This window comes from Rhizobium sp. K33, from assembly GCF_056501445.1.
The window spans coordinates 3,338,743-3,365,239 of the sequence record NZ_CP096478.1 but is presented as its reverse complement, the minus strand read 5'-3'; the positions used below and the strand labels follow the sequence as shown (position 1 = coordinate 3,365,239).

Annotated in this window: 24 protein-coding genes; 9 read left to right on the top strand and 15 right to left on the bottom strand. The window is 61.8% G+C overall.

Annotation, left to right across the window (positions count from 1 at the left end; genetic code table 11):
• Positions 1–3: 3 nt before the first annotated feature.
• Together M1E12_RS16365 and M1E12_RS16360 are read right to left on the bottom strand one after the other, a co-directional pair.
• Positions 4–495 carry an MgtC/SapB family protein gene (locus M1E12_RS16365; protein WP_479562572.1) on the bottom strand — a complete coding sequence of 164 codons (492 nt, stop codon included), beginning with the start codon at positions 493–495 and terminating at the stop codon, positions 4–6.
• Between the two features lie 29 nt (positions 496–524).
• Positions 525–911, bottom strand: coding sequence for a hypothetical protein (locus M1E12_RS16360; RefSeq protein WP_113460962.1), 387 nt, complete (start codon positions 909–911; stop codon positions 525–527).
• Positions 912–1,110: 199 nt separating this feature from the next.
• Between M1E12_RS16360 and M1E12_RS16355 the strand changes: the two genes are divergently transcribed.
• Complete coding sequence (locus tag M1E12_RS16355; protein WP_113460961.1) at positions 1,111–1,503, top strand: response regulator; 393 nt, start codon at positions 1,111–1,113, stop codon at positions 1,501–1,503.
• 10 nt (positions 1,504–1,513) lie between these two features.
• On the opposite strand, the gene M1E12_RS16350 is transcribed toward M1E12_RS16355, so the two are convergent.
• Positions 1,514–2,134, bottom strand: coding sequence for a riboflavin synthase subunit alpha (locus M1E12_RS16350; RefSeq protein WP_479562571.1), 621 nt, complete (start codon positions 2,132–2,134; stop codon positions 1,514–1,516).
• Between the two features lie 236 nt (positions 2,135–2,370).
• Between M1E12_RS16350 and M1E12_RS16345 the strand changes: the two genes are divergently transcribed.
• From M1E12_RS16345 to M1E12_RS16330, 4 genes are all read left to right on the top strand, one after another.
• Positions 2,371–3,300: a 1-phosphofructokinase family hexose kinase gene (locus M1E12_RS16345; RefSeq protein WP_479562570.1), complete on the top strand. Its 930-nt coding sequence runs from the start codon at positions 2,371–2,373 to the stop codon at positions 3,298–3,300.
• 147 nt (positions 3,301–3,447) lie between these two features.
• Positions 3,448–4,608 (top strand): tonB-system energizer ExbB, encoded by a 1,161-nt coding sequence (gene exbB, locus M1E12_RS16340; protein ID WP_479562569.1) that lies wholly within the window; start codon positions 3,448–3,450, stop codon positions 4,606–4,608.
• A 4-nt stretch (positions 4,609–4,612) separates the two neighbouring features.
• Positions 4,613–5,092, top strand: a complete 480-nt coding sequence (exbD, locus tag M1E12_RS16335; protein ID WP_479562568.1) for a TonB system transport protein ExbD — start codon at positions 4,613–4,615, stop codon at positions 5,090–5,092.
• Positions 5,089–6,015 carry a TonB family protein gene (locus tag M1E12_RS16330; RefSeq protein ID WP_479562567.1) on the top strand — a complete coding sequence of 309 codons (927 nt, stop codon included), beginning with the start codon at positions 5,089–5,091 and terminating at the stop codon, positions 6,013–6,015. Before exbD ends, M1E12_RS16330 begins: the two co-directional genes overlap by 4 nt.
• Positions 6,016–6,072: 57 nt before the next feature.
• Here the strand turns inward: M1E12_RS16330 and amaB are convergent, their stop codons facing one another.
• On the bottom strand, positions 6,073–7,614 hold the full coding sequence (gene amaB, locus M1E12_RS16325; RefSeq protein ID WP_479562566.1) for an L-piperidine-6-carboxylate dehydrogenase: 1,542 nt from the start codon (positions 7,612–7,614) through the stop codon (positions 6,073–6,075).
• Between the two features lie 39 nt (positions 7,615–7,653).
• Positions 7,654–8,937 carry an NAD(P)/FAD-dependent oxidoreductase gene (locus tag M1E12_RS16320; protein ID WP_479562565.1) on the bottom strand — a complete coding sequence of 428 codons (1,284 nt, stop codon included), beginning with the start codon at positions 8,935–8,937 and terminating at the stop codon, positions 7,654–7,656.
• Between the two features lie 148 nt (positions 8,938–9,085).
• Here M1E12_RS16320 and M1E12_RS16315 point away from each other — a divergent pair, with 148 nt between their 5' ends.
• Positions 9,086–9,985, top strand: coding sequence for a LysR family transcriptional regulator (locus tag M1E12_RS16315; protein ID WP_479562564.1), 900 nt, complete (start codon positions 9,086–9,088; stop codon positions 9,983–9,985).
• Positions 9,986–9,990: 5 nt separating this feature from the next.
• On the opposite strand, the gene M1E12_RS16310 is transcribed toward M1E12_RS16315, so the two are convergent.
• The 3 genes from M1E12_RS16310 to purU form a co-directional block, all read right to left on the bottom strand.
• On the bottom strand, positions 9,991–10,398 hold the full coding sequence (locus M1E12_RS16310; RefSeq protein WP_479562563.1) for a DUF3307 domain-containing protein: 408 nt from the start codon (positions 10,396–10,398) through the stop codon (positions 9,991–9,993).
• A gap of 162 nt (positions 10,399–10,560) precedes the next feature.
• Positions 10,561–13,488: an aminotransferase gene (locus M1E12_RS16305; RefSeq protein WP_479562562.1), complete on the bottom strand. Its 2,928-nt coding sequence runs from the start codon at positions 13,486–13,488 to the stop codon at positions 10,561–10,563.
• A gap of 116 nt (positions 13,489–13,604) precedes the next feature.
• Positions 13,605–14,489, bottom strand: a complete 885-nt coding sequence (purU, locus tag M1E12_RS16300; protein WP_479562561.1) for a formyltetrahydrofolate deformylase — start codon at positions 14,487–14,489, stop codon at positions 13,605–13,607.
• 334 nt (positions 14,490–14,823) lie between these two features.
• Between purU and M1E12_RS16295 the strand changes: the two genes are divergently transcribed.
• The 3 genes from M1E12_RS16295 to M1E12_RS16285 all read left to right on the top strand — a co-directional run bounded on the left by M1E12_RS16295 (position 14,824) and on the right by M1E12_RS16285 (position 18,315).
• Positions 14,824–15,906, top strand: a complete 1,083-nt coding sequence (locus M1E12_RS16295) for a glycoside hydrolase family 5 protein (RefSeq protein WP_479564905.1) — start codon at positions 14,824–14,826, stop codon at positions 15,904–15,906.
• 103 nt (positions 15,907–16,009) lie between these two features.
• Positions 16,010–17,194 carry a glycosyltransferase family 4 protein gene (locus M1E12_RS16290; RefSeq protein WP_479562560.1) on the top strand — a complete coding sequence of 395 codons (1,185 nt, stop codon included), beginning with the start codon at positions 16,010–16,012 and terminating at the stop codon, positions 17,192–17,194.
• Positions 17,194–18,315 (top strand): GumK N-terminal domain-containing glycosyltransferase, encoded by a 1,122-nt coding sequence (locus tag M1E12_RS16285; RefSeq protein ID WP_479562559.1) that lies wholly within the window; start codon positions 17,194–17,196, stop codon positions 18,313–18,315. The genes M1E12_RS16290 and M1E12_RS16285 overlap by 1 nt, the downstream gene beginning before the upstream one ends.
• Positions 18,316–18,333: 18 nt before the next feature.
• Here the strand turns inward: M1E12_RS16285 and M1E12_RS16280 are convergent, their stop codons facing one another.
• The 7 genes from M1E12_RS16280 to epmA form a co-directional block, all read right to left on the bottom strand.
• Positions 18,334–20,802 carry a glycosyl hydrolase 2 galactose-binding domain-containing protein gene (locus tag M1E12_RS16280; protein WP_479562558.1) on the bottom strand — a complete coding sequence of 823 codons (2,469 nt, stop codon included), beginning with the start codon at positions 20,800–20,802 and terminating at the stop codon, positions 18,334–18,336.
• Positions 20,803–20,812: 10 nt separating this feature from the next.
• Positions 20,813–21,778, bottom strand: coding sequence for a DUF1839 family protein (locus tag M1E12_RS16275; protein ID WP_479562557.1), 966 nt, complete (start codon positions 21,776–21,778; stop codon positions 20,813–20,815).
• Positions 21,779–21,785: 7 nt separating this feature from the next.
• Positions 21,786–22,694, bottom strand: a complete 909-nt coding sequence (locus tag M1E12_RS16270) for an amino acid--[acyl-carrier-protein] ligase (protein ID WP_479562556.1) — start codon at positions 22,692–22,694, stop codon at positions 21,786–21,788.
• A gap of 4 nt (positions 22,695–22,698) precedes the next feature.
• Positions 22,699–23,880, bottom strand: a complete 1,182-nt coding sequence (locus M1E12_RS16265; protein ID WP_479562555.1) for an acyl-CoA dehydrogenase family protein — start codon at positions 23,878–23,880, stop codon at positions 22,699–22,701.
• On the bottom strand, positions 23,880–24,131 hold the full coding sequence (locus tag M1E12_RS16260) for an acyl carrier protein (protein ID WP_136541858.1): 252 nt from the start codon (positions 24,129–24,131) through the stop codon (positions 23,880–23,882). Before M1E12_RS16260 ends, M1E12_RS16265 begins: the two co-directional genes overlap by 1 nt.
• A 161-nt stretch (positions 24,132–24,292) precedes the next feature.
• Positions 24,293–25,336, bottom strand: a complete 1,044-nt coding sequence (locus M1E12_RS16255) for a lysine-2,3-aminomutase-like protein (RefSeq protein WP_479562554.1) — start codon at positions 25,334–25,336, stop codon at positions 24,293–24,295.
• The gene (epmA, locus tag M1E12_RS16250; RefSeq protein WP_479562553.1) at positions 25,329–26,396 is read right to left on the bottom strand and encodes an EF-P lysine aminoacylase EpmA; all 1,068 of its coding nucleotides are present in this window, start codon (positions 26,394–26,396) and stop codon (positions 25,329–25,331) included. The genes M1E12_RS16255 and epmA overlap by 8 nt, the downstream gene beginning before the upstream one ends.
• Between the last annotated feature and the right edge of the window lie 101 nt (positions 26,397–26,497).

Here is a 26,497-nt window from a genome sequence, read left to right as displayed (position 1 = left end):
CGACTAGTCGTTCTCGCCAGGTTTTTCTGGAAGCTTGTTCTCAATCACCCGAAGGAGCCAGAGAACAGACAGGGCAAAGCCCGTGGCAATGAGGCCGATTTGCCAGAAGCCGAGGCCACAGGACAGTCCAATGGCGCCGGCGAACCACAAGCCGGCGCCGGTCGTCAGGCCATGCACTTCGCCTTTCGCATAGACGATCATGCCTGCCGCCAGAAAGGCGACGCCCGCCGTCACTGCTTCGATCAGGCGGATCGGGTCGAGCCTGACTTCGTTCTGGTTGAAAGCATTGTGATGCGCGATTTCGATGGTAAGGATTGCGACGATCGCCGCTGAAAGACAAACGAGGATGTGCGTCCTCAAGCCCGCAGCATGGCTCTTCCACTCTCGCTCGACCCCGATCGCGGCCCCGCAGGCCATGGCGATCAGCAGTCGAACGATAATGGCAGACAGCTCCAGAAAAGTCGCCGAGCCAAAGCTGTTCAATTCGGCGGGCATGTCGTTACCGTAAAGCCGATGCGGCTTTGTTAGTGCTTCTGTTCACCGATGGTCGAGGTGTAGGTGGCCGAGACAGGGTCGCTGGCGGGATAGGTGTCCTCCAGTCCCTCCTGCAGGGGAGAGCCGTTGCGCTCGTCGACCTTGCGCTCCTGCTGCTCCTGACGAAGGCTTTCGACGGCAGCGCTCGGCTCCTTGTCGGCAGTCTCGTCATCGTCAGCCTGATCGGAAAGACCAAAGCGGCTCGCCTGAAGCAACAGGACCTGTGCCTTCTGGACCGCGTTATCCCGCGTCAGGCCGCCGTTTTCCGTCTCGGCCATGTGAACCGAAACCTTTTCTCCGCCGTCGCCGAGAAACTCGACGATGAAGGCCGTGTGAGGCTGCGGGCTTTCAATGATTTCCGTTCCAATGATCTGCATGTGTGATCTCCGTTGTTCTGCGGAGTGAAAACGCAGGGCTTTGCATGGATGTTCCAAGGTGGGCTCGGGTTCCATCCATGCAGCGCAACATGGGAACGAAATTACGCGTTAAGTCTATGTTTACCATATCGTTTAGCAATTTAAGAAAAACTGAACAAAGCGCGGTTGAAGACGTTGTGGTGGCAAAAGGAGAACGAAGATGAGACCAGGACAGGCTTTAGCGATCGACACGATCCTCATCGTCGAGGACGACGTCTTCATTTCTATGGACGCTGCAGACGCCGTCGCACGCGCTGGTGTGAATGTCATCACGACCGAGAGTGTGCGCGATGCCCTGGAGATTCTCGATACCGAACATATCTCCGGCGCGATCCTCGATTTTCAGGTGCGGGACGGCGCGGTGACGCCGATCGTTCAGCGCTTGAGGCGCAACGGGATCCCGTTCCGCATCGTTTCGGGCTCGGCCATCAAGGAAATCGAAGAAAACGGGATACCTCAGGAACTCTGTGCGCCGAAGCCCGCCGATTACCGGCAGGTGTTGGTCTCTCTGATGAAAGACGTCCCTTCGTCAGGATCCCATAGCCGTCACTGAAGGCGGCAGGCTAACTGCGCTTTGCCATCAGGCGTTCGAGGGTGCGTTCCACGACATCCACCATGACCATGGTCTGATGGTCGACCTCGATGTTGATTGCATCGCCCACCCTGTAGCGCGGAAAGGTCGTCTGGCGCAGCGTCTCGGGAATGAGGTTGATGGTGAAGGTGTCACCTTCGGCCTCCGCGACCGTCAGGCTCGCGCCGTTCACGGCCAGATAGCCTCGCTTGAACACGTATTTCGCCCACTCTTCCGGCACGCGGAAGCGTATAAACGCTCCAGGCATTTCCATCTTCGCGGCGACGAGCTCGGCCGTGGTCGCGATATGGCCGGCGATGTTGTGGCCGCCATTCTCATCCGTCGGCTTGGCCGAGCGCTCGATGTTGACGGCGTGGCCTGCCTGAAGAGTTCCGAGATTGGTCCGTTCCAGCGTCGCGTCCATCGCATCGAAGGTAACCGTATTGCCGTCGATCGTCGTGACGGAAAGGCATACACCTTCGACCGAAACGCTGGCCCCGATCTGAAGGTCAGCCATCAGCCGTTCCGGCAGTTCAATGAAGAAGGTGGTGTAGCCGTCGTGGCGCACAATAGATTTGACAGGGGCGACGGTCTGGACGATGCCGGTATACATGGCTGCTGGTTTTCCTTCGAGAGATGCGCAGCGAAGGTAATGTCTCAATCGCCAAAGACAATCCCTGTCGAGCCGACCGCACTGTTCACCCGGGACGCTCCCTGTGGAACGCCAGCTGTCCATCGCGGTTGAGGGGCTGCGCCTTTTGACCGGCTTGCGGCTACCGCCCCTGGCGTCCTAGATCTGTCGCATCCGTATTGCAGTATCCTGTTTCTTCCTCAGTGGTGGCCAGATTCATGCCCAAAATCCTTTGCCTTGCCCTCAACCCCGCTATCGACATCTCAAGCGATGCAGAGGTGGTCCGACACACGCACAAGACACGGACCCACAATCAGCAGCAGTTTCCGGGCGGCGGCGGGATCAATGTGGCCCGGGTCATCGTCACGCTCGGCGGGACCTGTGAACTGATGTTCCTGTCGGGAGGGGCAACCGGGGAATTGCTGGAAGCCATGCTGAAGCCTTTGCCAATCGTGGAGCGGGCGTTCAAGATCCACGATCCTGTCCGGGTCGCTTTTGCGGTCCACGAAACTTCCACCAACCTCGAATATCGTTTCGTGCCGGAAGGGCCTCTGGTGAGCGACGCGGAACTCGCTCCCGTATTCGAGGCAATCGAGACGAGCGATGCAGATTATGTGGTCGCCAGCGGGAGCCTGCCCCGAGGCGCACCCGATGATACCTATGTCCGTCTGGCGGAAATCGTTGCGAAAGCGGGTGCACGCTTCGTGCTCGACACATCCGGCGCTCCGCTCGCAGAGGCCTTGTCCAGATCCAAAATGTTCCTGGTCAAGCCGAGCCTGGGCGAGTTCGAGGCGTTTCTCGGACGCAAGTTGAGCCATGACGAAGTCGGTGCGGCGGCGCAAGCCTATGCGCGAAGCGGGGCCGCCCAGTATATCGCAGTCACCCTTGGCGGCGATGGTGCCGTTCTTGCCTCGGCCGACCAGATCATTCGTCTGCCTGCCATCGAAGTGCCGGTCAATTCGGCGACCGGTGCCGGCGACAGTTTCGTGGCTGGCATGGTCTGGTCGCTTGCGCAAGGAAACACGATCGAAGACGCTTTTCTCTTCGGTCAGGCCGCGGGCGCGGCCACCGTCATGACGGCCGGTACAGAACTTTGCCGGAGGCAGGACGTCAACGATCTCTTCGAGCGGGCGCGTGCCGCGGTTTAAGCTCTCGCTGATGGTCACGGTTGCGGGAAAACCGCGCGCCGGTTGTTTTATTACTTGTCACAGATAATCAAGTTTATTATGGGGAAGGCAGCGTAAGGGCGTGCTCGTTGCGCCCGTTTTTCATCACCATTTTACAAGGAGCTCCCAATGTCGTTCATCCATTCGGGACCCTCGCTCAAGCGATTTGTGCTTCTGCTTTCTCTCGTTGCGGCAGCATCCACCGCGACGGCCCAACAAACCGCTCCCGCTGGAACAGAGCCCCGTGTGGTACTGCCGGAGACTGCGCCTTCCCAGTCGGCCACGCCCGCTCAGGCGCCCGCTGCCGCGACCCAGCCGGAGAGTTCAACCGGCGAGGCCGCCGCACCTGCAGTGCCGCCGGTCGCTCCCGCAGAGCCCTCTCAACCGGTTGCGGCCACTCCGACCACGCAGCCCGCTCCAACCGCAGCTCAACCGTCTTCGTCCGATGCCGCGCCCGTCGAAGCGCCTAATGCCGATCCTGCGCCGGCCGAGCCCTCCGCGACGCCGGTTGTTGACGAACCGGCCGCTCCGGTAGCGCAGGACGTGTCTGCGGCAGAGACCGCGATCATGCCGCATGATCTGTCACCAGAAGGCATGTTCATGGCAGCAGACTGGGTCGTGAAGTCGGTCATGATCCTGCTCGCGCTGGCCTCCGTGCTGACCTGGACCGTGTGGCTCGCCAAGTCGCTGCAGCTCTTCGGCGCCCGTGCCCGGGCAAAGCGCGGGCTGAAGGCCGTGGGTCAGGCCCGACAGCTGAGCGATGCGCTGAAGGCACTCGAAAAGCGTGGTGGCGTGGTGGCGACCATGGTGCGCGCCGCGCAGCATGAAATGAGCCTGTCGGATGCCGCGATCGATCAGGTCGGCGGCGATGGCGTGAAGGAGCGTGTGGCCTCGGCCCTGTCGCGCATTGAGGCGCGCGCGGGCCGCCAGATGTCGAACGGGACCGGTCTGCTGGCCAGCATCGGCTCGACGGCACCCTTCGTCGGCCTGTTCGGCACCGTCTGGGGCATCATGAACTCCTTCATCGGCATTGCCGAGACGCAGACGACCAATCTTGCCGTTGTGGCACCCGGCATCGCCGAGGCGCTTCTTGCGACCGCCATCGGTCTCGTTGCCGCCATTCCCGCCGTCATCATCTACAACGTCTTCGCCCGTTCCGTGACGGGTTACCGCCAGCTGCTTGCCGATGCCGGTGCCGGCATCGAGCGTCTGGTGAGCCGCGATCTCGATTTCCGCAAGAGCGCGCGGATTGCCCAGGCGGCCAAGGCCATGGCAATGGCGGCGGAGTGATCTGATGGCCGGCGGTATCAGAGAAAACAATTCGGGCGACGATCTGGCCGAGAACCACGAGATCAACGTGACGCCGTTCATCGACGTCATGCTGGTGCTGCTCATCATCTTCATGGTTGCAGCGCCGCTCTCGACGGTCGACGTGAATGTCGATCTTCCGGCCTCCACTGCAAAGCCTGCACAGCGGCCGGATGAGCCTGTCTATGTGACGCTGAAGGAAGACATGAGCCTTTCGCTCGGCAACGACACCGTGGCCCGTGATGTGCTCGGCCCGTCGCTTGATCGGATAACCGAAGGCAACAAGGACGCACGCATCTTTCTACGGGCGGACAAGACGGTCGACTACGGACAGTTCATGGAGGTCATGAACCTCCTTCGGGATGCGGGTTACCTGAAGATCGCGCTCGTCGGGCTGGAGACCGTGCCGGCGGCACCAGCAGACGCGGCCGCAGCGTCGGCGGCTGGCGTGGAGACCGCGCCATGATCGAGCCCCGCTCCACGAAGCGTGTCGTCGGCGAGGGGCTGTTGTGGACAACAGCCGGCCTCCTGATCGCGACCGCGCATGCGGGAGCGGTAGCAGTTCTCCTGCGCGAACCGGACATGGTGGTTGCCGATAGCGGACCGCCGCCTGCGATCATGATCGAACTGGCGCCCGAACCAGAAGCCGTCAACACGGAAGAGAATGAAATCTCCACGGAGCAGGTGGACGCCGAAGAGGTGAAGACCGCCACCAGCGAGCCCTTGCCCGAACCCATCCCGGAACCGGTGGAGCAGCCTCTGCCCGAACCGCCTCCGCCAGAGCCTGAGCCCGAACCGGAAGTGGCCGAAGCTCTGCCGGAGCCGCCCCCGGTGGTCGAGCCTGAACCGCTGCCGGAGCCCGAACCGGAGATCGATCCGATCGAGCAGATGGTTATGGCGGAGCTCGAAAATGTCGAGGTTCCGATCCCGATGATGCGGCCGCCTCCGCCCAAGCGGGAGGTGGAGAAGAAAGAACCCGCGCCCAAGAAAGTCGCCAAGAAACAGGTTCAGCCGCCGGCGTCTCAGGCAGCGCGCACTGCAAAAGCCGAGGTGGCCCAGTCGAACCGCAATGCTGCTGCGGCGACGGCGAATGGCGCCGGGCGCAGCGTCTCGCCGGCCAAGTGGCAGTCGCGGCTGATGTCGCATCTGGAGCGCCGCAAACGCTATCCGAGTGCATCACGTAGCAATCGCGAGGAGGGAACCGTCTATGTCCGGTTCCGGATCGACGATTCCGGCAATGTGCTGTCGGTCTCTCTGTCCAGGTCGTCCGGTTATCCGACCCTCGACAGCGCGGTGCTCGATATGGTCCGCGCTGCATCCCCGGTTCCGGCCCCGCCGGCCGGCGTGAACAAGACCATCACCGCTCCGGTGCGCTTCAACCTTCGCTAAGTCGCGGGTGCCGAAAAAGATGAAGGCCGGCGAGGTTATCGCCGGCCTTTTGTTCATTCACTCGATGTCGAACTTGACACCCTGGGCGAGGGGCAGGGTCCTGCCGTAGTTCACGGTGTTGGTCTGGCGGCGCATATAGGCCTTCCAGCTGTCGGAGCCGGACTCACGGCCGCCGCCGGTTTCCTTCTCGCCACCGAAAGCGCCACCGATTTCGGCACCCGAGGGGCCGATATTGACGTTGGCAATGCCGCAATCCGAACCACGGTCGGAGACGAAGGCTTCCGCCTCGCGGATGTCATTGGTGAAGATCGACGAGGAGAGGCCCTGCGGGACGTCGTTGTTCAGCGCCAGAGCGTCGTCGAAGTTCGCATACTTGATGACGTAGAGGATCGGCGCGAAGGTTTCCTCGACGACCGGGCCGCACTGTTCCGGCATCTCGACGAGAGCCGGACGGACGTAATAGGCCTCAGCGGACTCATCGGCGCGCACGCGGTCGCCTCCGTGCACCTTGCCGCCATTGGCCTTTGCGGCTTCGAGCGCGTGCTGCATCCGGTCGAAGGAGCCTTTGTCGATCAGCGGACCGATCAGGTTGCCTGCTTCCAGCGGGTTGCCAATGGTGACGGAGCCGTAAGCCTTGATCAGGCGCGGGACGAGCGTGTCGTAGACGCTTTCATGCACGAAGAGACGGCGCAGTGTCGTGCAGCGCTGGCCGGCGGTACCCATGGCGGCAAAAGCGACGCCACGTAGGGTCAGATCCAGATCGGCGGTCGGGCCGACGATGGCGGCATTGTTGCCGCCGAGTTCGAGGATCGAGCGGCCGAAGCGGGCAGCGACGCGCGGGCCGACGGCGCGGCCCATGGCGGTCGAGCCGGTTGCCGAGATCAGCGGGACCTTGGGGTGGTCGACGAGGATCTCGCCGATGTCGCGTCCGCCGATCAGCAGCGTCGAGAGATTGGCAGGCGCCTCGCCGCCTTGCGCGTTGTAGCGCTTCACGGCCTTTTCGAAGATCGCCTGGGTGGCGATGGCGGTGAGCGGGGTCTTTTCCGACGGCTTCCAGATCGTGGAGTTGCCGCAGACAAGTGCGAGAGCTGCATTCCAGGACCAGACGGCGACAGGGAAGTTGAAGGCCGAGATGATGCCTGTCACGCCGAGCGGGTGCCAGGTTTCCATCATGCGGTGTTCGGCACGTTCGGTCGCAATCGTCAGACCGTAGAGCTGGCGCGACAGGCCGACGGCGAAATCGCAGATGTCGATCATCTCCTGAACTTCGCCCAGGCCTTCGGAGGTGATCTTGCCGACTTCGATGGAGACGAGGCGGCCGAGTTCGCTCTTTGCCGCGCGCAGCTCTTCGCCGAGCAGGCGGATCAGTTCGCCGCGCTGCGGGGCGGGCACGAGGCGCCATTCAAGGAAGGCCTTGTGGGCTGCATCGATCGCCTTGCGGGTGTCATCTGCGGAAATCTCTGCGACCGCTGCGATGGTTTCGCCATTGATCGGCGAGCGAACCGAAAGCGTGCCGCCGGTCAGAGCCTTGGCATCCACGCCGAAGCTTGCCATCAGCGAGGCCGTTTCGGCGGAAAATTTGAGAGTGGCGAGGGTCATGATGGTCCTTCCCGTCAGGTCTACCTGGTTCTTGTTCGTTTAAAATCGTGCGCCGGCCAGATGCGCCACCTGGGCGCCCGCCTCGTACCATGCTTCCTTCAAAGTGCGGAAGGCCGGCGTTTGTGGATCGGTGAGCGGCAGGGGCAGCTCATCTTCGGAGATCTGGCCAAGGATATGGTGTGCAATCGTCTTGCCGAAGACGGTGCCCGGGGAGATGCCGCGGCCGTTATAGCCGGAGAAGCCGATGACGCCTGGCGCAAACTTGTGAAAGCGCGGGAGCGCATTGGTCGTCATGCCGATCTGGCCGTACCATTCGCTTTCGAAGGTGATGTCACCGATCTGCGGAAAGATCGTCTTCAATGCACGCTGTGCCCAGGCGCGGTGAATGGCGAGACCTGTGCCGCGCAGGGCGCCGACACTGCCGAAGACCATCCGGCCAGCCTTGTCCATGCGGAAGGAGGACAACACTTCCTTGGTATCCCAGCAGCCCTGGCGGTCCGTCAGGATCGACTTACGCAAATTATCGCTCAAGGGAACGGTCGCAAAATTGAAATAGGGCAGATGCACCTGCTCCTCGCGCACAGCGGCAAAGGGACCGTTGCTATAAGCGTCGGTTGCCACGACGATCCACTGCGCATCGACGCTGCCTTCGGAGGTCCTGACCTGCCAGCCGTCTGCCGTCCTGACATAGCTTTCGACCGGGCTTGCCGTGTGCAGCGTCGCGCCTGCCTTGATCGCGGCATGGGCAAGGCCGCGTGCATAGGCGAGTGGCTGCAAAGTGCCGGCCCGGCGATCGAGAAGCGAGCCCTGATAGGCTCGGGTGCCAATCTTCTGTTCGGTTTCCGCTTCATCGAGCAGTTCCACGGGAGCGCCGCGACGTTGCCACTGTTCGGCACGGGCCTCGATTTCCTTCCGGCCTGTGGAGCCCACGGCGCAGTGCAGCGTGCCCTGGCGTTCGAGCTCGCATTCGACGCCGTGCCGATCGATCAGCTCCATGACCACGCGTGGTCCGTTGCCGAGCAGGTCGAGCAGCCGCTCGCCATAGACGGGACCGAGCTCGCCTGGGAGATCATCCGGCATGACCCACATGCCGGCATTGATCAGGCCGACGTTCCGGCCGGCGCCGCCGAAGCCGATCTCTTTGGCTTCGAGAAGGATAACACTGGTGCCCGCTTCGGCCAGATGCAGCGCGGCGGAAAGGCCTGTATAGCCTCCACCGATAATGACGACGTCGGCCTTTGCCGCGCCTTTGAGCGGGGTCGTCTGCGGGGCGGCAGGGGCCGTCTTTTCCCATAGACCGTGGGAGCGAGGATCGTTGAGCATGGCGTGGCCCCGGATGCATGGTGCGGGGCCAGGAGTTCGGGTGGGTCTGTCCCCCGATGTCATTCCTCCCCGTACAGTCTTGTGATTTCTAGAAGAGCGTTCTACGCCACTCCAGCGATAAATTCTCAAGAGATCATTCCGAAAAGGCATGACCATGCTACCGGCGCGCCGCTTTCTTCCGTCGCTTTCTCTGCTCAGCGCCTTCGAGGCTGCCGCACGGACGGGGAGCATCACCGCCGCTGCCCGCGAGCTCGATCTCACGCAAAGTGCGGTCAGCCGTCAGATCAAGGCCCTGGAGAGCCAGCTCGGTGTCGAACTCTTTCTCAGGGAGCGACAGACGATCCGGCTGACGGTCGCTGGCGACAGCTATGCCCGTGAGATCCGGGAGGCCCTGCGGCGGATCTCCAGCGCTTCGCTCAACCTTCGCGCCAATCCCCATGGAGGCACCCTCAACCTTGCCATCCTGCCAACCTTCGGCGCGCGGTGGCTCGCGCCGCGTCTCGGCCAGTTCCTCGCTGCCAATCCCGGCATCACGATCAATCTGGTGACCCGTCTGTCACCCTTCGATTTCCGTCTGGATTCCATCGATGCCGCCATACATTTCGGGGACGCGGTCTGGCCTGGCGCGGAACTGACCTTGTTGATGCAGGAACAGACGGTGCCGGCCTGCAGTCCGGAATTCAAGCAGACGCACGGGATAGAGCAGCCCGCCGATCTCATCAAAGTGCCGCTTCTGCACCTGACGACAAGGCCCGACGCCTGGGAGCGTTGGTTCACCGAAACCGGCGCCGCATTCGACAGTCTGCACGGCATGCTTTTCGACCAGTTCGCGACAGCGTCGCAGGCGGCAATCGGTGGATTGGGGGTGGCTTTGTTGCCGACATTCCTGATCCAGGACGAGCTGAGGCGCGGTGAACTTGTGCCCGCCGTCGACCGACCGATGCAAAGCGCGCAGCGCTACTACCTGGCCTTCCCGCGAGAGCGGGCAGCCTATCCGCCACTCGTTGCCTTCCGGGACTGGATCGTCAAAGAGTTATCCAAAGCCTGATCCGATCAGGCGGCGCTTGCCGCCGCAGCAATCCAGACTGCGAAGAGGAGATGCGTCAGGTGATGAAGGGTCTGGTCGACCCCGAAGAGCCACCAGTAGGCCGCCTGATCCACCTTGAAGTGATGACGCTGCTGGATCAGCGTCTTGCAACGATCGATCGCCCCATGGACGACGAAATCGACCAAAGCCAGCCAGATGAGCGAAGGGGCCATCAGGGATGCGATCAGCAGGGTCCCTGCCGCGTGCACGCCGACATGGGCGAGAAGCGGTTTTGCCCAGGCGTGAGGGCGCTCCTTGCCTTGTGCCATCCAGCTGGTCTGGAGAAGGAAATCTGCAAGCAGATGCTTCACGATGAACAGAGCGACGGCCCAGATCAGCAAATGACTGGAGATTTGCTCCGGTATTGTCGGCATGGATATTCCTTCGGCTAACTTCTGTGTCCGAAGATAGACCACTCTTCAAAACGCTGTGAAGCTGCCATTTAGTTTACCCAGATTTGGGCTTTGCGCTTTCTTTACGCAAAATGCGTTTTTGGGAGCTGCCTGTTAGGCTCGTGGTCATTCTTGTGCCGTGGGTCACCAGCCGTCCGAAAGCACCTTTTCCAGCATCTCGACGAAGAAATCGGCGCTTTCTAGGGCAAGGCAAAGCGGCGGCTTTATTTTCAAAACATTAAGATGGTCGCCCGTCGGTTGCATGATGACGCCAAGATCGAGCAGCCGGTCGCAGATCGCAGCCGTTTCCTCTGTTGCCGGCTCCAGCGTTTCCCGGTCACGGACGAATTCCAGACCGAGATAGAGGCCCATGCCGTGGACGGTGCCGACGATCGGGAAGCGCTGGCCGAGCGCTACGAGGCGAGCTTTCAGGTGGTCGCCGACATCGCGGGCGTTTTGTTGCAGGTTCTCGTCGCGCATGATGTCCAGCACCGTCATGCCCACAACGCAGCTGACAGGGCTGCCGCCGGAGGAGGAGAAGAAGTAGCCTTCCTTTTCCAGACTGTCGGCGATCTCTCGTCTCGTGATCACAGCGCCGAGTGGTTGTCCGTTGCCCATGCCCTTGGCGACGGTGATGATATCAGGCACGACGCCCTGCTGCTCGAACCCCCAGAAGTGATGGCCAAGCCGGCCATAGCCGACCTGAACCTCGTCGGCGATGCAAAGGCCGCCATGCTGGCGCACCAGCTCGTAAACCTGATTCAGATAGCCCGGTGGCAAGGGTATTCCGCCGGCATTGCCATAGACGCTCTCGGCGATGAACCCACCCAGATGGCCACCCTGTTTCTCTATCTCGGCGATTTTCTCCGCCACCGCCTCGACATAGGCGGCCGTGGAACCTTCGCCACGATGTTTGCCGCGATAGGTGTTGGGAGAAAGCACCGGATGGACCCAATCCGGCCGAGTCTCCAGAGCGCGCGGGTTATCCGCGATGGAGGTGGAGACGGCGTCGCTTGCGACTGTCCAGCCGTGATAGGCTTCGAGCAGGCTCAGAATATTGCGGTGGCCGCTATGAGCCCAGGCGAGGCGGAGTGCGAGATCCACGGCCTCGGAACCGGAGTTCACCAGAAAGACTGTGTCGAGGCCGTCCGGCGCAAGCGAGGCGAGCCGCTCGGAAAATTCGGCGACAGCGGCGTAATGGAAGCGCGAATTGGTGTTGAGCATGGCCCATTGCCGGCCAACCGCTTCCGCGAGCCGCGGATGGCCGTGGCCGAGGATCGTGACATTGTTGACCATGTCGAGATAGGCGCGGCCATTGACGTCGAAGAGATGTTCCTTCCAGCCGCGTTCGATCTGCGGAGGCTCGCTGTAATAGTTCTTCTGTGGCTTGGCGAAGTTCTTGCGGCGTCTGTCGAGCAGCTCCTGGTTCACCGGCGCGGGGGCATCGATGCCCACGCCGAGCAGGCGGGAGGGGGAAGGGCAGATGCGGCTCCAGATGGCACTTTGCTGAGGTTTTGCAAAGAGCGGCGGAACGAGGTCCGGATCCCGGCACAGCTGGATGCGCAGACCGCCCACGCCACCGGCCGCGCCAGCAACCGCACCAATCGGATCGCCGGCCTCCACGCTTGCGCCGTCTTCGAGGCTGCAATCGATGCCATCGAGATGCAGCGAAACCTCGGGCGAGGAAAGGATCAGGTGATGGCCGTCCAGCACGATCGTCGCGTCGAAGGGAGCAACGGCCTCGGTGCCACCGGGCAAGCAGACGTCGATATGCAGCGCAAAGGTTGCCGGTGGCGTCGCCGACAGAGGCTTGGTGTAGGAAAGACGGTATTCGCCGTATCGTGTCGAGGCGACACCGGTCTCCATCGCGGCCCGCGCCAGCAGCTTCCAGTCGATTTCCTGATCAGCCCAGCTATCACGCGGAAGGTCGGGGCTCGTCACCGTGAGATCGGTCAGTCGGACATCGGCCGGCTGCAGCGCGGGGAGAAGCGGGTGAGCGATCGTGACCTCGGACTCGTCGGGAAGCGCGCCTGCTGCTTCCAGGATCGCCGCTTCCATCAGCGGGTAGGGTGCCGAGGTCGCGACTTCGAAGATGGTGCGTTCGTGCTCGATATTGCCGAGGACGTAGTCGTTGTCGGGATCGATCGACAGCTGTTGCTCGCTGCTGGCCACCAGAACGCCCGCCCGCGCCACGATAAGTGGCCATAGAGCCTTGAGCTCGGCTTCATTCAACGGGTAGCGGGCATGGAATGCCTTGATGGCCGGCAGGATGAAGAAGGGATCGCCGTCGGCGTGATGGAGCAGGGCGGCGCAGGTGACGGCAAGGTCGGCCACCAGCCAGCCGTAAAGCACGTCACCGAAGTCGATGACGCCATCCGGTGTCAGACGGCCGCTCGCGTCCGGTGTCGCAACAACATTGTCGTCAGTGATGTCGTGGTGGATCGGCTGGATGCGGAGTTCGGAGGCGAGTGGCTGCAGGCGCTTCACCGCCATGATCATGGCCTTGGCGATCCTGTCCCGCTGCTTCTGGTCGGTCACCGATTTCAGAAGATGGAGCGCGACGGGGCCGGCGCGGCGCAGATCCCATTGCAGTTCGCGATCCAGACCCTCATGGCGAAACTCCTTCAGCCCGCTGGCGACACGCGCGACAACGTCGCCAAAGGCTGCCACGACCTCTGGTGAGAGATATCTCTGACGGGTCAGGGGCTGGCCGTCGAGAAAAGACAGGAGCCTCACCCAGTAGTATTCGCCGTTGATCTCGATCTGCGGAATGAACTCGCCCGTGAGAGCGGCAACCGGTTCCGGGATCCGCAGTCCGATGTCGAGTGCCCGCAGATGGTCCATCGCCCGGTTCTGCGCATCCAGTTCATGCTGGGGATATTCCGCCCGCGTGACCTTCAGAACGAGGCGCTCGTCGCCTGCGTCGATCAGGAAGTTGCGATCCTGCTGGCTGCCGAGTTCCTGGATCTCGCCACTGAAGCCATAGAAGTCATTGAAGATGATCCTGGCATCGGCCAGCGAAACGTTTGGACGCGGCAGTTCAGTGCGCTGGAGCAGAGCCGAGTCGGCCATACGTTTCCTCCCTGGGGAATCATGACGGGAGATTAGCAGAGCGTGGTTTTGCGTCTATCCCGGAGAAATCGGGCCTGAAACGAGAAAGGGCGCCGCTGCGGCGCCCTTTGCCCTGATCAACCCATGCGCTCCGAGGCATAGGAGCCCGGGCTTGCCGGGAAGACGACCGTGCGGTTGCCATTGATGAAGGTCCGGTGGTGGATGTGTGCGTGGATCGCGCGCGCCAGCACCTGGCTTTCCACATCACGGCCGATCGAGACATAGTCTTCCGCCGACTGCGCATGGGTGATGCGGGCAACATCCTGCTCGATGATCGGGCCTTCATCGAGATCGGCCGTGACATAATGGGCGGTCGCGCCGATCAGCTTCACGCCGCGCTCGAAGGCCTGCTTGTAGGGGTTGGCACCCTTGAAGCTCGGCAGGAAGGAGTGGTGGATGTTGATGATCTTGCCCGACATCTTGCGGCACATGTCGTCGGAGAGAACCTGCATGTAGCGGGCGAGAACGATGAGCTCGGTACCCGTCTGCTCGACCAGATCCATGATCCGAGCTTCGGCTTCCGGCTTGTTTTCCTTCGTCACCTTGATGTGGTGGAAGGGGATGTCGTGGTTCACGACGACCTTCTGGTAGTCGAAGTGGTTCGAGACGACGCCGACGATGTCGATCGGGAGCGCACCGATCTTCCAGCGATAGAGCAGATCGTTCAGGCAGTGGCCGAAACGCGACACCATCAGCAGCACTTTCATGCGCTGGGCGGCGTCATAGAGGTTCCAGTTCATGCCGAACTTATCGGCGACGGCCACGAAGCCCTTTTCGAGTTTGGCTTGCGCCGCACCTTCCTCCGAGATGAAGGAGACGCGCATGAAGAACTGTCCGGTATGCAGATCGTCGAACTGGGAACTATCGACGATGTTACAGCCCTGCTCGGCAAGGTAACCCGAGATCGCCGCTACAATGCCGCGAGTGGACTGGCAGGATACGGTCAATACATAGCTCGTCATCGGTTCTCTCATCTCCTCGGCATGGCAGGGCGCCGTGTCTCTATCGCATGTCCGTCACGATCGGAAGCGTGCAACATCGCTGATTGTTATCGTCCTCCAAAGGTGGGCTTTGTTCGCCGCCGCGAGCTCCCTGCCTTTGCGATGGCCAGAGATTAGGCCAGGAAAAGCAAAACCTCGTTCCCATTGCGCCTTTCAAAGACGCATCTTCGCCGTCGTCGTGATCACGATGCATAAAACCGCTATCCATCCCTGAACTGGCCCATTGACCTTTGCAGAGCCGGCAATAACCTGCGCCAACCTCAGGCCTCGTTACGAGATGCAGATGAAATCCTCCATGACGCGCACCGCCCGCAAAGGCATGATCCTTCCCCTCGTTCGTGCGTGCGGCCTTGCTTTGGGCCTGTTGGCAACGACGTCGCAGGCCGTGCTTGCGTCCGGGACCTGTCTGCGAGGCATCAATCTCGCGGGTGCCGAGTTCGGCGAGGAGGATGGCGTCTTCGGGACGGCCTATATCTATCCGTCCGACGAGACCATCCGCTATTTCGCCGACAAGGGCTTCAACTCCGTACGCTTGCCTTTTTCCTGGTCGCGTCTGCAGACCTCTCTCAACGCGGACTTCGATGCGGATGAATTTGAGCGGCTGAAGGATACGGTGCGTCGACTGCGGGAGGCGGGGCAGATCGTTGTTCTCGATCCTCACAATTATGCCCGCTACCGCGGTGAATTGATCGGCTCGGAAGCCGTGCCTTACGAAGCCTTCGCCGATTTCTGGACCAAGCTCAGCCTCGCATTCGGCAATCAGGATGGCATCGTGTTCGGATTGATGAACGAGCCGCACACAATGCCGACGGAGCAGTGGCTGACGGGGGCGAATGTCGCGATCGCCGCCATCCGGACCACGGGTGCGCGCAACCTGATCCTCGTGCCCGGAAACTCCTGGTCGGGAGCACATAGCTGGATGGGCGAGGACTATGGTGGCGCCAACGGCGTCGTCATGCTCGGCGTGAAGGATCCGCTCGACCATTATGCTTTCGAGGTCCATCAGTATCTCGACGACGACTTCTCCGGGACCAAGGACAATTGCAGCAGGGCCGAGGATGCCATCGCCGCAATCGAGAACTACACGCAGTGGCTCCGGGACAATGGCAAGCGCGGGTACCTGGGCGAGTTCGGCGTGCCGAAGGATGAAGCCTGCATTCAGGCTCTCAGTCGCATGGTCGATACCGTCGAACGGGGGCGGGATGTGTGGATCGGATGGGCCTATTGGGCGGCAGGAGACTGGTGGCCCGCCGAGGAGGCATTGAACATCCAGCCCACGGACGCCGGCGATCGTCCGCAGCTGCAGGGCCTGTCACGGGCGCTTTCCGATTTCTCGCCGCAAGCCATGACCTGTCCCTCCCTGAGCGGAGGCGGTTGAGGCCGCCAGCCGACCGGCACTGCTGCGCACACCTGACCTTAACGGTTTTCCGTTAGGCAGGGCGCATGACATGGACCGGATATAGCCAAGACGAAGGTGCTGCATGGGGAGCATGACTGGCTTGCGACCGAGCGGCTCGACAGGCTCTGGGGGAAGCCCGCGCATCGTGCAGATCGTGCGCCAGTATGCGCCGGGCCGGGGTGGTCTTGAGGATGTGGTCTCCAACTTGAGCCGCTCGCTGGTCGAGCGCGGCGTCAATGTAAGGGTCATCACCCTCGATCGCCTGTTTCGGGAGCCCGGCATAGCCCTGCCGCCTCATGAAGTCATTGAAGGCGTCGAGGTGGTCCGCATTCCCTGGCGTGGCAGCAGCCGGTATCCCGTCGCGCCCCAGGTGTTCCGTCATATCGTCGATGCCGACCTCGTGCATGTGCACGGCATCGACTTCTTCTACGATGCGCTCGCCTGGTCCCGACCGTTTCACCGCAAGCCTTTGGTTGCCACCACGCATGGTGGGTTCTTCCATACGAAGAACCATGCGGCGATCAAGAAGCTCTGGTTCGGGACCGCGACCCGCGCCTCGGCTCTGGCTTATGATGCGATCATCTGCTGCAGCCAACCGGATCTGCGGATGTTCAAGCCGATCGCCGGCAAGAAGGCGCGGCTGATCGAGAACGGCGTCGATATCGGCAAATTCGCCGGGCTTGCGAGCGAGACACCGGTTCGGCGCATGGTGACCATCGGTCGGTTTTCGGCGAACAAGCGGCTGGACCGGCTCATCGATGCCATGCGTGCTTTGAAGGCTCAAGCCAGCGGCTGGCATCTCGATATCATCGGTTCGCCCTCCGATCAGACGGAAACGGAACTCCGTGCCGCGATCGCAGCCCAAGACCTCGGCAAGGAGATCGACCTGCATGTCGGAGTGACCAATGATCGGGTCCGCGAGATCTTCGCCAACGCGTCCTTGTTTGTCTCGGCATCGGAGTATGAAGGCTTCGGGCTCGTCGCCGTCGAGGCCATGAGCGCAGGACTGGTGCCCGTGCTTCACGAGAACGAGGCCTTCCGCGCTCTGGCAGCCCGCCATCCAGGGGTGGCAACTGCCGATTTTTCGCAGGCCGAACTGGCAGCTTCGTCGATCGAAGCGGCGTTTCAGCGGCTTTCTGCTTCGCCCACGCTCAGGTCGGAGATGATCGCGGGCGCTTCGCAGCATGGCTGGGCGGGCGTTTGCGATCAGCATGCTTCTCTCTACCGCGAGGTTCTAGGACCGCGTCTGCAGGAGGCGTTTGCCTGATGAGATCTTCTTCCAAGCGTATCCTCGTCGTCTCGGGCCATCATTTCGCCGATGCGCCGAGACGTGTCGACCTGCATTTCATCTCGGACCAACTCCGTGCGGAAGGTGCCGCGGTCGATTTCCTGATCTGCCGCCTCAGCCCGATCAGCCGTTTCATTCGGGACGGACGCTACGAGCATGCGCGCACCCGTCCGATCAATCAGTGGTTCGAGCTGGATGAGCGTCTGCAGGAGTTCGTCTGGGTCGCGCCCTTCCATCCCGTCAATCTGCGGTTCGGCTTGCTGAACGCCGTGGCTGCACCTTTTTACCGCCGCTACGGCCAGTTTCTGCCAAAGGCGGTGATCGAGCGTCTGGCCGACTACTCGCACGTCGTCATCGAGAGCGGACCTTCGCCTCTTCTGACGCGCTATCTGCATCAATACGCGCCCGCGGCCAAATTCATCTACCACGCAGCAGATCGGCTGGAGACCATTCGGGTTCACCCCTGTATTATCGACGAACTTGAGCGGACCCTGCCACTCTATGATCAGATCCGGATCATGGCAGACGCGATGCGCTCCGATTTCGGATTGCAGGACCGTGTGGTCTTCGTGCCGCACGGCATCAGCAAGATTCTGTTCGACGAGGCGTCGGTCAGCCCTTACGAAGGGGAGCGTCACGCCATCAGCGTTGGCGACATGATGTTCGATGCCAGTCTCATCGAGACGCTCGCGACCGCAAACCCCGACTGGACCTTTCACCTCTTCGGCAAGAAGGCTCTCCCCTCCCAGCCACGAGGAAACATCGTGGTGCATGGGGAGGTGTCATTTCAGACGATCGTGCCCTTCATCAAATTTGCCGATATCGGGATTGCGCCTTATCGGCCCGGTGCCGGCGCCGATTATCTCAGTCAGTCGAGCCTGAAGATGATCCAGTACAGCTACTGCCATCTTCCGATTGTGGCGCCGCGGTTTGCAGCGGCCGGTCGCGATAATGTCTGTGCCTATGATCCAGACGATCCGGCCTCCATGCGCTCCGCCTTCGAACGCGCCAAGGTCATGGACCATCTGACCATCGACACATCCGATGTTCTCACCTGGGACGAAGTGGTCGGACGGCTTTTTCACGATCCTAAGGTGTGAAGTCCTAAAACCTGATCGTCAGGCTAGCGAATGGCTTCTCCTCGCGCCGAGATGGCGCAGTGTGCCCCGTGGCTTCTGATCGTGGTCGGCACCATCTCTCGGATGCAGCCGGATCCTCTTTGTGCGGCCGGGCGCCAGATGAAACCAGTCATCCTCCGGCCGGAAGTTCTCGAGATCAAGATGGACCGACTGGGCGAACCGATCGGTGCTCAATTCTAGCCAACACACGCTGTTGATCCGGTGGAAGGCGTGTTCGATGCCGGCGGAATGCCGCGCGTGCTGACGCCCAGACGGAAAATGGAAAGCCTCCGAGAGAACGGCGCCTTCGCTATCCAATAATCTCGCAACCGTCACATCATGCGACGGCGGACCGAAGCGATAGGCATAGGTCGTATCGAAGAATGCCCCGAACAGGTTCGTGGCCGGAATGCGATGGCTGGAACGAAGGTCGAGGGACAAGGCCTTGCTCGCCGAGACGACCGGCTGCGCACCCTCTCGCAGGCAGGCAATCTCGAGTGTCACACTCTCGCTGGTCGGCCTCTCGTTGATCAGGTGGATATCCAGGCCGTTGGTGCCCTCATCCGTCAACAGAACCTGGAGCGGACAGAAGGCGCGTTTCAAGGCGTACCAGACCGGTTTAGGTTCGCCAGTCGCATCGATCACCCCCCATCCAGGGCCGGCTTCCAGATCCTGAAGTGTCCAGGTGAGCGCGCCGCGACATGACGAGCCATGTCGTCGCCATTCGGCAAAGGTTTCCGTTACCACTTCCGCTGTCGTTGCGCGGGCATGATCGAGGTAGGCTGCGGGATCTTCCCGGCGCAGGCGTGCCGGATCGACGCCATAGAGTTCTGCAAGATAATGGTCTCGAACATCTTCGAAATCCCAGGAGGCGCCGCGATCGCGTGGCACACGCGCTTTCCACCTGCTGTCGTGGACCGGAGCAACCGGCAGGTGGGCGTCGAGGGTTCGCTGCTGCGGGATATGGGCGAAGGCCAGACATTCGGCAGCGAAACGCACATTGGCGCGCCGGGCGTCTTCGAGCGGGCGCTGGTACGCACCAACGCCATAGTAATGGCCAACGCCTTCGTTCGGCACGAAGGGCATGCTGCCGCCATAGGGTGAGTTCGGGACATAGGCCACGTCGGGCCGGCGGTCCCTCACCACGCGTGGCAGCGTGGCGGTAAAGAACTCGCCTTTCCAGATGCGCTCGGGAAGACCGAGCATGGCCGCTTGCTGGAAGACCTCGCTGCCGCCGGCAACGACGGCCAGGGACGGATGGCCCTGAAGGCTCCCGAGAAGCATGTCGACTTCGCACACCGCTTTGCTCGCGAAGGTTTCATCGGAGGTCGGGTAGTCGAAATTGGCGAACATCAGGTCCTGCCAGACCATGATGCCGAGCCGATCGCAGAGGCGGAAGAAGTCGGTGGTCTCATAGGTCATGGTCCCGCCGATGCGGATCATGTTCATGTTCGCTTCGGCCGCCAGCGCGAGCCATGGTGCATAGGCTTCAGCCGTGCCCGGCAGCCGCAGGATATCGGCATTGGTCCAGACGGCCCCACGGCAGAAGACCGGGACACCGTTGACCTTCAGCCCGAAGCCTCTGCCGTCCTCGTCATGATCCACCTCGATGCGGCGGAAGCCGACGAGACCGAGGGAATGAAGACGCCCGTCGATGGCCAGCGTCACATCATGGAGCGTGGGCTCGCCATGCGTTCTTGGCCACCACGCCGCGACGGCTGGCAGATCGAGGCGGGCTCTCATTCTGCCGTCGGGCTGCCTTTCGAACTGCGCCGTACGGCCGCAACAGAGGATCGCCATTTCTGCGCCGGCCTCTTCGCGGAATTCCACGGTCAGAACGCCCGTGCCGAACTCATCGAGGTCGGCCCCAATGCGCAAATCGGCGATCGCATCGCGTGAAGGACGAATGAGCGATATCGGTCTGAAGGGACCGACAGGATGGATCTCAGGGCACCAGCCGAGCATGTGCCCGAGAAGGGTTGTTCGCACAAGGCGCAGGCCCTGGTGGTCCATCATTTGCGGGCGCCAGCGTGCTCGCGGTCCCTTTCTTTCGAGATGCGGTTGCAGGGCACGGAAACAGATGACGAGTTCGTCTTCGCCCGAGAGGTCGAGGGCCAGGTCCACCGGTTCGAACATGCTCTCGCTGGTGTGCCGCAAGACGCCATTGACGAAGATTTCCGCAATGGTCGCTAGACCCTCGAAGCGCAGCACGGCGGGACCGGGTGTTTCGCCGCTGAGCGATCTCCGGTACCAGACATCCTTCCCATGCAGGGGCGCCGGACTTGCCGGATCGAAAAGGCCGGCTTCGGTCAGTGCGGCCGCGACCGTTCCGGGAACAGATGCCTTGATGTTGAACGTATTGCGCGGAAGATCCGCGGGGACCTGATACTGCCCGGGCTCTGACATCATGAGGGTCCAGCCCTGCTCCAGGGGACGCATGTCAGCCCCCAGATAGATCGTTCCCGTCATAGGCGCGTCCTTACGTCAGTCGTTGGCCAAGATCATCCATCAGACGCTGCCAGGCCGCAATGGCCGGATCGAGTGCCGTGGCCAAGGGATCGAACTTCTTGCGGGTCACAGCCCTGGCAAGCTGGAACTGCACCGTCTTGGCGCATTCGCTGATCGCCAGAGCTTCGGCAATGGCAGAGGCGTAAGCGGCTTCATCCATCCATGCCAGATGACCGGCCAGAAGCTCGAAATTGGCGCCGAACTGGCGCAGCGTGTTGAAGGCGTATTTGTGGAAGTAGCCGAAGGGCCGTTCGGCGATTGCCTTGACCTGTGCCGGGAAAACCGCTGCGAAGGCTGCGATCGGATTGCCTTGCGGACGCCGGGCGTAGTGCCGGCGGAGAAGCGCTAATGCCGTCTCGCGCTGGTGGGCTATCGACGTGGGCGCATTCGGAAACTTGGCGAATTCCGTGTAGGGCAGGAAGGGCAACGCGCCTTCCGGCAGGTTCCGCTGGAAAACTCCGTCGAAGTCCTCGCCCTCCAGGCGGAAGAAGCCGCCATTGTGGAAGTAGTCCATGACCCGGTTTTCGACGTCGAGCCGGTTGATGCCGACCGTCGTCTTGCCGTGTTCCTGCCGGTAGCCGACGCCCTGCGTGTCGGGCATGAAGAAGCTGTCCATCTCCACGAGGCACAGGCGTCCGCGGGCGATCTGCTCGCTGACGTGGTCCTCGACGGTGTCGAAGATCGCGAGTTCTGTGACCCTGACGTCGTAGAGCTGTTCGAGGTCTTCGAGCGGCACCTTGAAGAAGGTGAACTGGTCGCCTTCGAAGTCCTGGGTCAGGGTGAAGCCAAGCATGGCTTCCGGCACACAGCCGGCCGAGGCCAGCACCTCGATCCAGAGATCGACATAGCAGTTGGTTTCCGGCCACATGCGCTCCTTTGCATGGAGAGCGTGCGGGACATAAGCATCCGGATCCAGACCGGGGAAGACCGATGTCATTGCGGGTTCAGCCCCAGAGCGTCTTGCGCACGGCTTCCGGCCAGGCTGCAACATCCAGACCATGCTGGGCGAAAAGCGCCAGCGCGATGCGCTCCAAGCCGAAGCCGACGCAGGCGGTGTGTGCAACGGAGCCGTCGGCCAGCGAGAGACCCCATTTCTGGCCGAAGGCGTCCTGATGGTAGTTGAAGCTCATGCAGGCGGTCTTGTTGGCCTGCGAGGTGACCGGGATCAGCAGTTCGAACTTCAGGTTCTGGTCCCGCTGGTTGTTGGCAAGCAGCCGGCCGGCGCGGCCGAAGAAGGGGTCGTTGGCAACATCGATCTCGACGTCGAGGCCAATGGATTTCATCATCTCGACGCCGCGATCCATCCAGGTCTGACGGAAGGTCGTGACATGGGCCTCGGTGCCCATGCAGACATATTCGCGCATGCGGAAGAGCTGCTGACGTGCAGGGTCCTTCGAGGGCTCATGGCGGAAGCAGTAGGACTGCAGGTCGAAGAGGCCACCATCCATCGAGATCGGGCCACGTTTGGCGACGGTCGGGTAAAGCGGATAGCAGGCGGCTGGGGTCAGTGCGATGTCGGTCGCTTGTTGCTCTTTCGTCCAGTCCTTGTCTTCTTCCATGCACTGCAAGAGGCTCAGATGGTCGTGATCGTTGCCGCAGAAGGAATGCACGGTGCCCGCGAGCTGCGGGAAGCTCTTCATGTAGCCGCTCTTTTCGAAATAGGCGCGGTTCATGCCGGGCGGGAAGCGGATCGCTTCGGCGCCGTCGGCACCGCCGACCTTGTCGATCAGTCGCTCGAAGGCGGCGATGACGTCTTCGAACTGGCCGCTGCGGCCGTAGAGACCGTCGACGCCCGTGTCGATCAGAAGACCGCTGTCGAAGAGGCGGTCCAGAAAGCTCACCTGCATGTCCATGTCTTTACCCCAACAATCCGGTTTCTTGCTTGTGTACGAGCAGCATCGTCGCGGTATTGCCGAGGATGCGGTCATTGGAAATCATCAGCTCCGCCGAATGAGCGTCGCGTAGGTGACGTCCCAGACTGTAGGGCGTGCCGTTCTTGTAGCCCATGATGCCGCAGATCCTCAGCGCCTGGTTGATCACCGGCAGGATCATCTCCGACGAGGCGATCTTGACGTTGTTCATGGCGACGGCGAAGCCCATGGACGACAGACGGTCCTGATCTTTCAGGGCCTGTTCGTAGGAGGTGAGGCCAGCCTGGATATTCGATCGGATGACCTGCAACTGGCTCGACATTTCTGCGAGCTGGACGAGACCCGGCGGCTGCGTGCCAGGCGCCTTGCGGGCAGCGGCACGCACGAAGGACTGCGCTTTGGCGAAGGCATCGACAGCAATGCCGTACCAGAGCGCGCTCCAGAGCAGATGCGAACTGGCGAGCATCGACTGCGCGGCGATCTCGGCGAAGGGTTTCGGCAAGATCTGTTCGGTCGGTGCTTCGCCCTTGAACAGGAAGCCATCGGAGCAGGTGCCGCGCATGCCCATCGTGTCCCAAACATGGGTCTGTTCGAGGCTGTACTGGTCTTTCAGGAATACCGTCATTACCTGATCGCTGGGCGGCGCGTCCTTGTGGGCACGCGAGGTGATGAGGATCGCGTCCGCCTGCTTGCCATAGGAAATGACCGTTGCGTCCTTCTCCAGCCGGCAGCGTTCACCCTCGACCTCGATCGCGCAGATCGAGTTGCGCAGGTTGCCGCCGATACCGCCTTCCGTCGTGGCCGAGCCCAACAGAAGCTGTTCGGCGCAGATCCGGCGCATGAAGTCTCGGTGCCAGGGGGCTTCGGTGCCGTGAGAGACCAGGCTCGACGCCTTGATCTGATGCATGGCGAAGATCATTGCGCTGGCAGCGCAGCCCTGGGCCATGATGGTGCAGAGCTCGGCGATTTCCGAGATCGATCGACCTTCACCACCGCAATCGAGAGGGATCTGGATCCCCATCAGCCGTTCCGCCTTCATGGCGTCGACCGCTTCCTTCGGGAAACGGCCGGCCTTATCGACATCGTCCGCATGCTGAGCGGCGACGGCGGCAACGCGAGATGCGCGTGCCTTCAGTGTCTTGTCCGTCGATGTGGAGGAGAGGTCCATCAGGCGACCTTTCTGTCCCCGACGATGGTTGCGACCGTCGCCTCGATGGCGGCGATGCTGGCAAAAGACTTGCGGTTCAGCAGATGGTCCGGGAACTCCATGTCGAAGGCTTCTTCCAAGCCCAGCATCAGCTGGACCGAGGCGAAGGACGACAGGCCAGCCGCATAAAGGTCGGCATCATCAGCAAGCGTATCGACAGCTACGGGAAGGCCACCGAGTTTGGTCAGCAGCGCGCGAATGGTTTCGTTCATCGTTTTCCCTCCGGTCGGACGCTCGAAATCTATTGAGCGATTTCTTACAGAGGAAAGACGAAGTTTCCGCTAAGGCTTTCGGTAAAATCAGAATGAACGAAAGCTAAGATAAAGCCTGCAGAGGTCCCAGTAGGCCGTTTCAGGGCGGAAATATGCCTGGACTAACCTTCATAGAGGTGTTCCCGGCCGTGACGGTCGAGAACGATGTACCGATTTGGTTCAACTTCGCGCAGCGCGTTCGTGCCGATTTCCACTTTGCCGTGACCACCAGGCAGATCGAGGATGTAATGGGGGATGCAGAGGCCTGAAAGTTTGCTGCGCAAGTCCCGCATGATGGCCTGGCCCTCCGCAATGGTCAGGCGGAAATGACCGGTGCCGGGCGCCATATCAGGATGGTGAAGATAGTAGGGCTTCACGCCGATCTCGACGAAAGATCGCATCAGCTCCGCCAGGGTCTCGGCATTGTCGTTGATCGACCGCAGAAGAACACTCTGGCTGACCAGCTGCACGCCGGCAGTCGAGAGTCGTCTGCAGGCCTCGCGGACCTCGGCCGTGAGTTCGCGCGGGTGGTTCACGTGCAGCGCAAGATAAAGCGTCTTGCCGCCCGTCGTCAGCGCTTCCAGGAGTTCATCGGATATGCGGGCAGGATCCACGGCCGGCACGCGACTGTGGATTCGCACTATCCGCACATGGGAGATGGTCGCAAGCTGCTGCATGACGTCGCGCAGCCTGCGGGGCGAAAGAATCAGGGGGTCTCCGCCGGTCAGGATCACTTCCCAGATGCGCGCGTCGGCGCGGACATAGTCGAGCGCCCTTTGCAGAGCCTCTGCACCGAGATTGCCGTCACCCTGGGGGCCGACCATTTCGCGACGGAAGCAGAAGCGGCAATAGACCGGACAGACATGGACGAGCTTCAGCAGTACCCGGTCGGGATAGCGGTGAACGATGCCTTCGACAGGCGAATGCGGATGATCGCCGATCGGATCCGGCCGCTCGCCCGGGTGTTCGATCAATTCGGCGGCAGACGGCACATACTGAGCGGCGATCGGATCGGCCGGCGCGCTCGTGTCGATCAAGGCGCGGACGGTCGGCGTAAGCGCGATGGCGTAGCGTTCCGCCACGGCCGTGAGGGACGCCGCCTCGTCGGCCGGCACGAGACCTTCCGACACGAGGTCGCCGACGCTGCGCAGCGTTCCCTCAGCCAAGATGGGTCTCCGCGACCGGTGCCCAGATCACCTGGTCGATCCGGAGCGCGCCGGTTGCCAGCATGACGAGACGGTCGAAGCCAAGTGCGATGCCGGATGCGTCCGGCATGCTGGCGAGCGCTTCCAGAAAGTCTTCGTCCAAAGGATAGGTCTCGCCATAGACGCGGTTTTTCTCGACCATCTCCGCTTCAAAGCGCCGGCGCTGCTCCGCCGGGTCTGTCAGTTCGCCAAAAGCATTGGCCAGTTCCACGCCGCAGGCATAAACTTCGAAGCGTTCAGCGACGCGTGGATCGTCCGCACAGGGGCGGGCAAGAGCGGCTTCTGCAACGGGATAGCGATCGAGAATGGTGACGCGGCCATCACCGAGGTTCGGCTCGACCTTTTCCACGATGACGCGGCTGAAGAGGTCGGCCCAGGTATCGTCAACCGCCGTCTTGATGCCGGCGTTTTCGAGTTCTCTTGCCAAGGCATTGCGATCCGTCGAGCCATCGACGGCAATGGTCGCCAGAAGGTCGATGCCGGCATAACGGGAGAAGGCTTCCGCGACCGAGATCCGTTCCGGCTCCGCGAAGGGGTCGACAGTCTGGCCGCCATAGGCGAACTGGCGCGTTCCTACCGTCCGGGCTGCGAGCGCGATCAGGTCGGTGCAGTCCCGCATCAGTTGCTCATAGCCTTCGCCGACCCGATACCATTCGAGCATGGTAAATTCCGGATGGTGCAGTGGGCCGCGCTCGCGGTTGCGATAGACATGCGCGAAACAGCTGATCTTCATCTCGCCTGCTGCCAGCAGCTTCTTGCAGGCGAATTCCGGCGATGTGTGCAGATAGAGCGGTACCGCGGAGCCATCATGGCCGATCGCCTCGGTCCGGAACGCATGCAAATGGGCCTCGTTGCCGGGCGATACCTGCAGGGTCGCGGTGTCCACTTCGATGAAGTCCTGTCCGGCGAAATGCGCGCGAAAAGCAGCCTGAATCCGGTTGCGGCCGATGAGGAAAGGACGGCGGTCCGCATGCACGGAAGCGCGCCACCACGGGGGGGATGATCGGCGGCTGTCAATCATGCCGGAATCTCGGTCCATTTCTCAACACGGGCTGGCTATTTTGCCGGATTTGGGTTAGTTGCGCCCGAGAAATTCAAAGAGGTCCATCGGGACCGCCGTCC

Coding starts and splice junctions, on each gene's coding strand:
- M1E12_RS16365 (WP_479562572.1), bottom strand. CDS start 495: ATGCCCGCCGAATTGAACAGCTTTGGCTCGGCGACTTTTCTGGAGCTG.
- M1E12_RS16360 (WP_113460962.1), bottom strand. CDS start 911: ATGCAGATCATTGGAACGGAAATCATTGAAAGCCCGCAGCCTCACACG.
- M1E12_RS16355 (WP_113460961.1), top strand. CDS start 1,111: ATGAGACCAGGACAGGCTTTAGCGATCGACACGATCCTCATCGTCGAG.
- M1E12_RS16350 (WP_479562571.1), bottom strand. CDS start 2,134: ATGTATACCGGCATCGTCCAGACCGTCGCCCCTGTCAAATCTATTGTG.
- M1E12_RS16345 (WP_479562570.1), top strand. CDS start 2,371: ATGCCCAAAATCCTTTGCCTTGCCCTCAACCCCGCTATCGACATCTCA.
- exbB (WP_479562569.1), top strand. CDS start 3,448: ATGTCGTTCATCCATTCGGGACCCTCGCTCAAGCGATTTGTGCTTCTG.
- exbD (WP_479562568.1), top strand. CDS start 4,613: ATGGCCGGCGGTATCAGAGAAAACAATTCGGGCGACGATCTGGCCGAG.
- M1E12_RS16330 (WP_479562567.1), top strand. CDS start 5,089: ATGATCGAGCCCCGCTCCACGAAGCGTGTCGTCGGCGAGGGGCTGTTG.
- amaB (WP_479562566.1), bottom strand. CDS start 7,614: ATGACCCTCGCCACTCTCAAATTTTCCGCCGAAACGGCCTCGCTGATG.
- M1E12_RS16320 (WP_479562565.1), bottom strand. CDS start 8,937: ATGCTCAACGATCCTCGCTCCCACGGTCTATGGGAAAAGACGGCCCCT.
- M1E12_RS16315 (WP_479562564.1), top strand. CDS start 9,086: ATGACCATGCTACCGGCGCGCCGCTTTCTTCCGTCGCTTTCTCTGCTC.
- M1E12_RS16310 (WP_479562563.1), bottom strand. CDS start 10,398: ATGCCGACAATACCGGAGCAAATCTCCAGTCATTTGCTGATCTGGGCC.
- M1E12_RS16305 (WP_479562562.1), bottom strand. CDS start 13,488: ATGGCCGACTCGGCTCTGCTCCAGCGCACTGAACTGCCGCGTCCAAAC.
- purU (WP_479562561.1), bottom strand. CDS start 14,489: ATGACGAGCTATGTATTGACCGTATCCTGCCAGTCCACTCGCGGCATT.
- M1E12_RS16295 (WP_479564905.1), top strand. CDS start 14,824: ATGACGCGCACCGCCCGCAAAGGCATGATCCTTCCCCTCGTTCGTGCG.
- M1E12_RS16290 (WP_479562560.1), top strand. CDS start 16,010: ATGGGGAGCATGACTGGCTTGCGACCGAGCGGCTCGACAGGCTCTGGG.
- M1E12_RS16285 (WP_479562559.1), top strand. CDS start 17,194: ATGAGATCTTCTTCCAAGCGTATCCTCGTCGTCTCGGGCCATCATTTC.
- M1E12_RS16280 (WP_479562558.1), bottom strand. CDS start 20,802: ATGACGGGAACGATCTATCTGGGGGCTGACATGCGTCCCCTGGAGCAG.
- M1E12_RS16275 (WP_479562557.1), bottom strand. CDS start 21,778: ATGACATCGGTCTTCCCCGGTCTGGATCCGGATGCTTATGTCCCGCAC.
- M1E12_RS16270 (WP_479562556.1), bottom strand. CDS start 22,694: ATGGACATGCAGGTGAGCTTTCTGGACCGCCTCTTCGACAGCGGTCTT.
- M1E12_RS16265 (WP_479562555.1), bottom strand. CDS start 23,880: ATGGACCTCTCCTCCACATCGACGGACAAGACACTGAAGGCACGCGCA.
- M1E12_RS16260 (WP_136541858.1), bottom strand. CDS start 24,131: ATGAACGAAACCATTCGCGCGCTGCTGACCAAACTCGGTGGCCTTCCC.
- epmA (WP_479562553.1), bottom strand. CDS start 26,396: ATGATTGACAGCCGCCGATCATCCCCCCCGTGGTGGCGCGCTTCCGTG.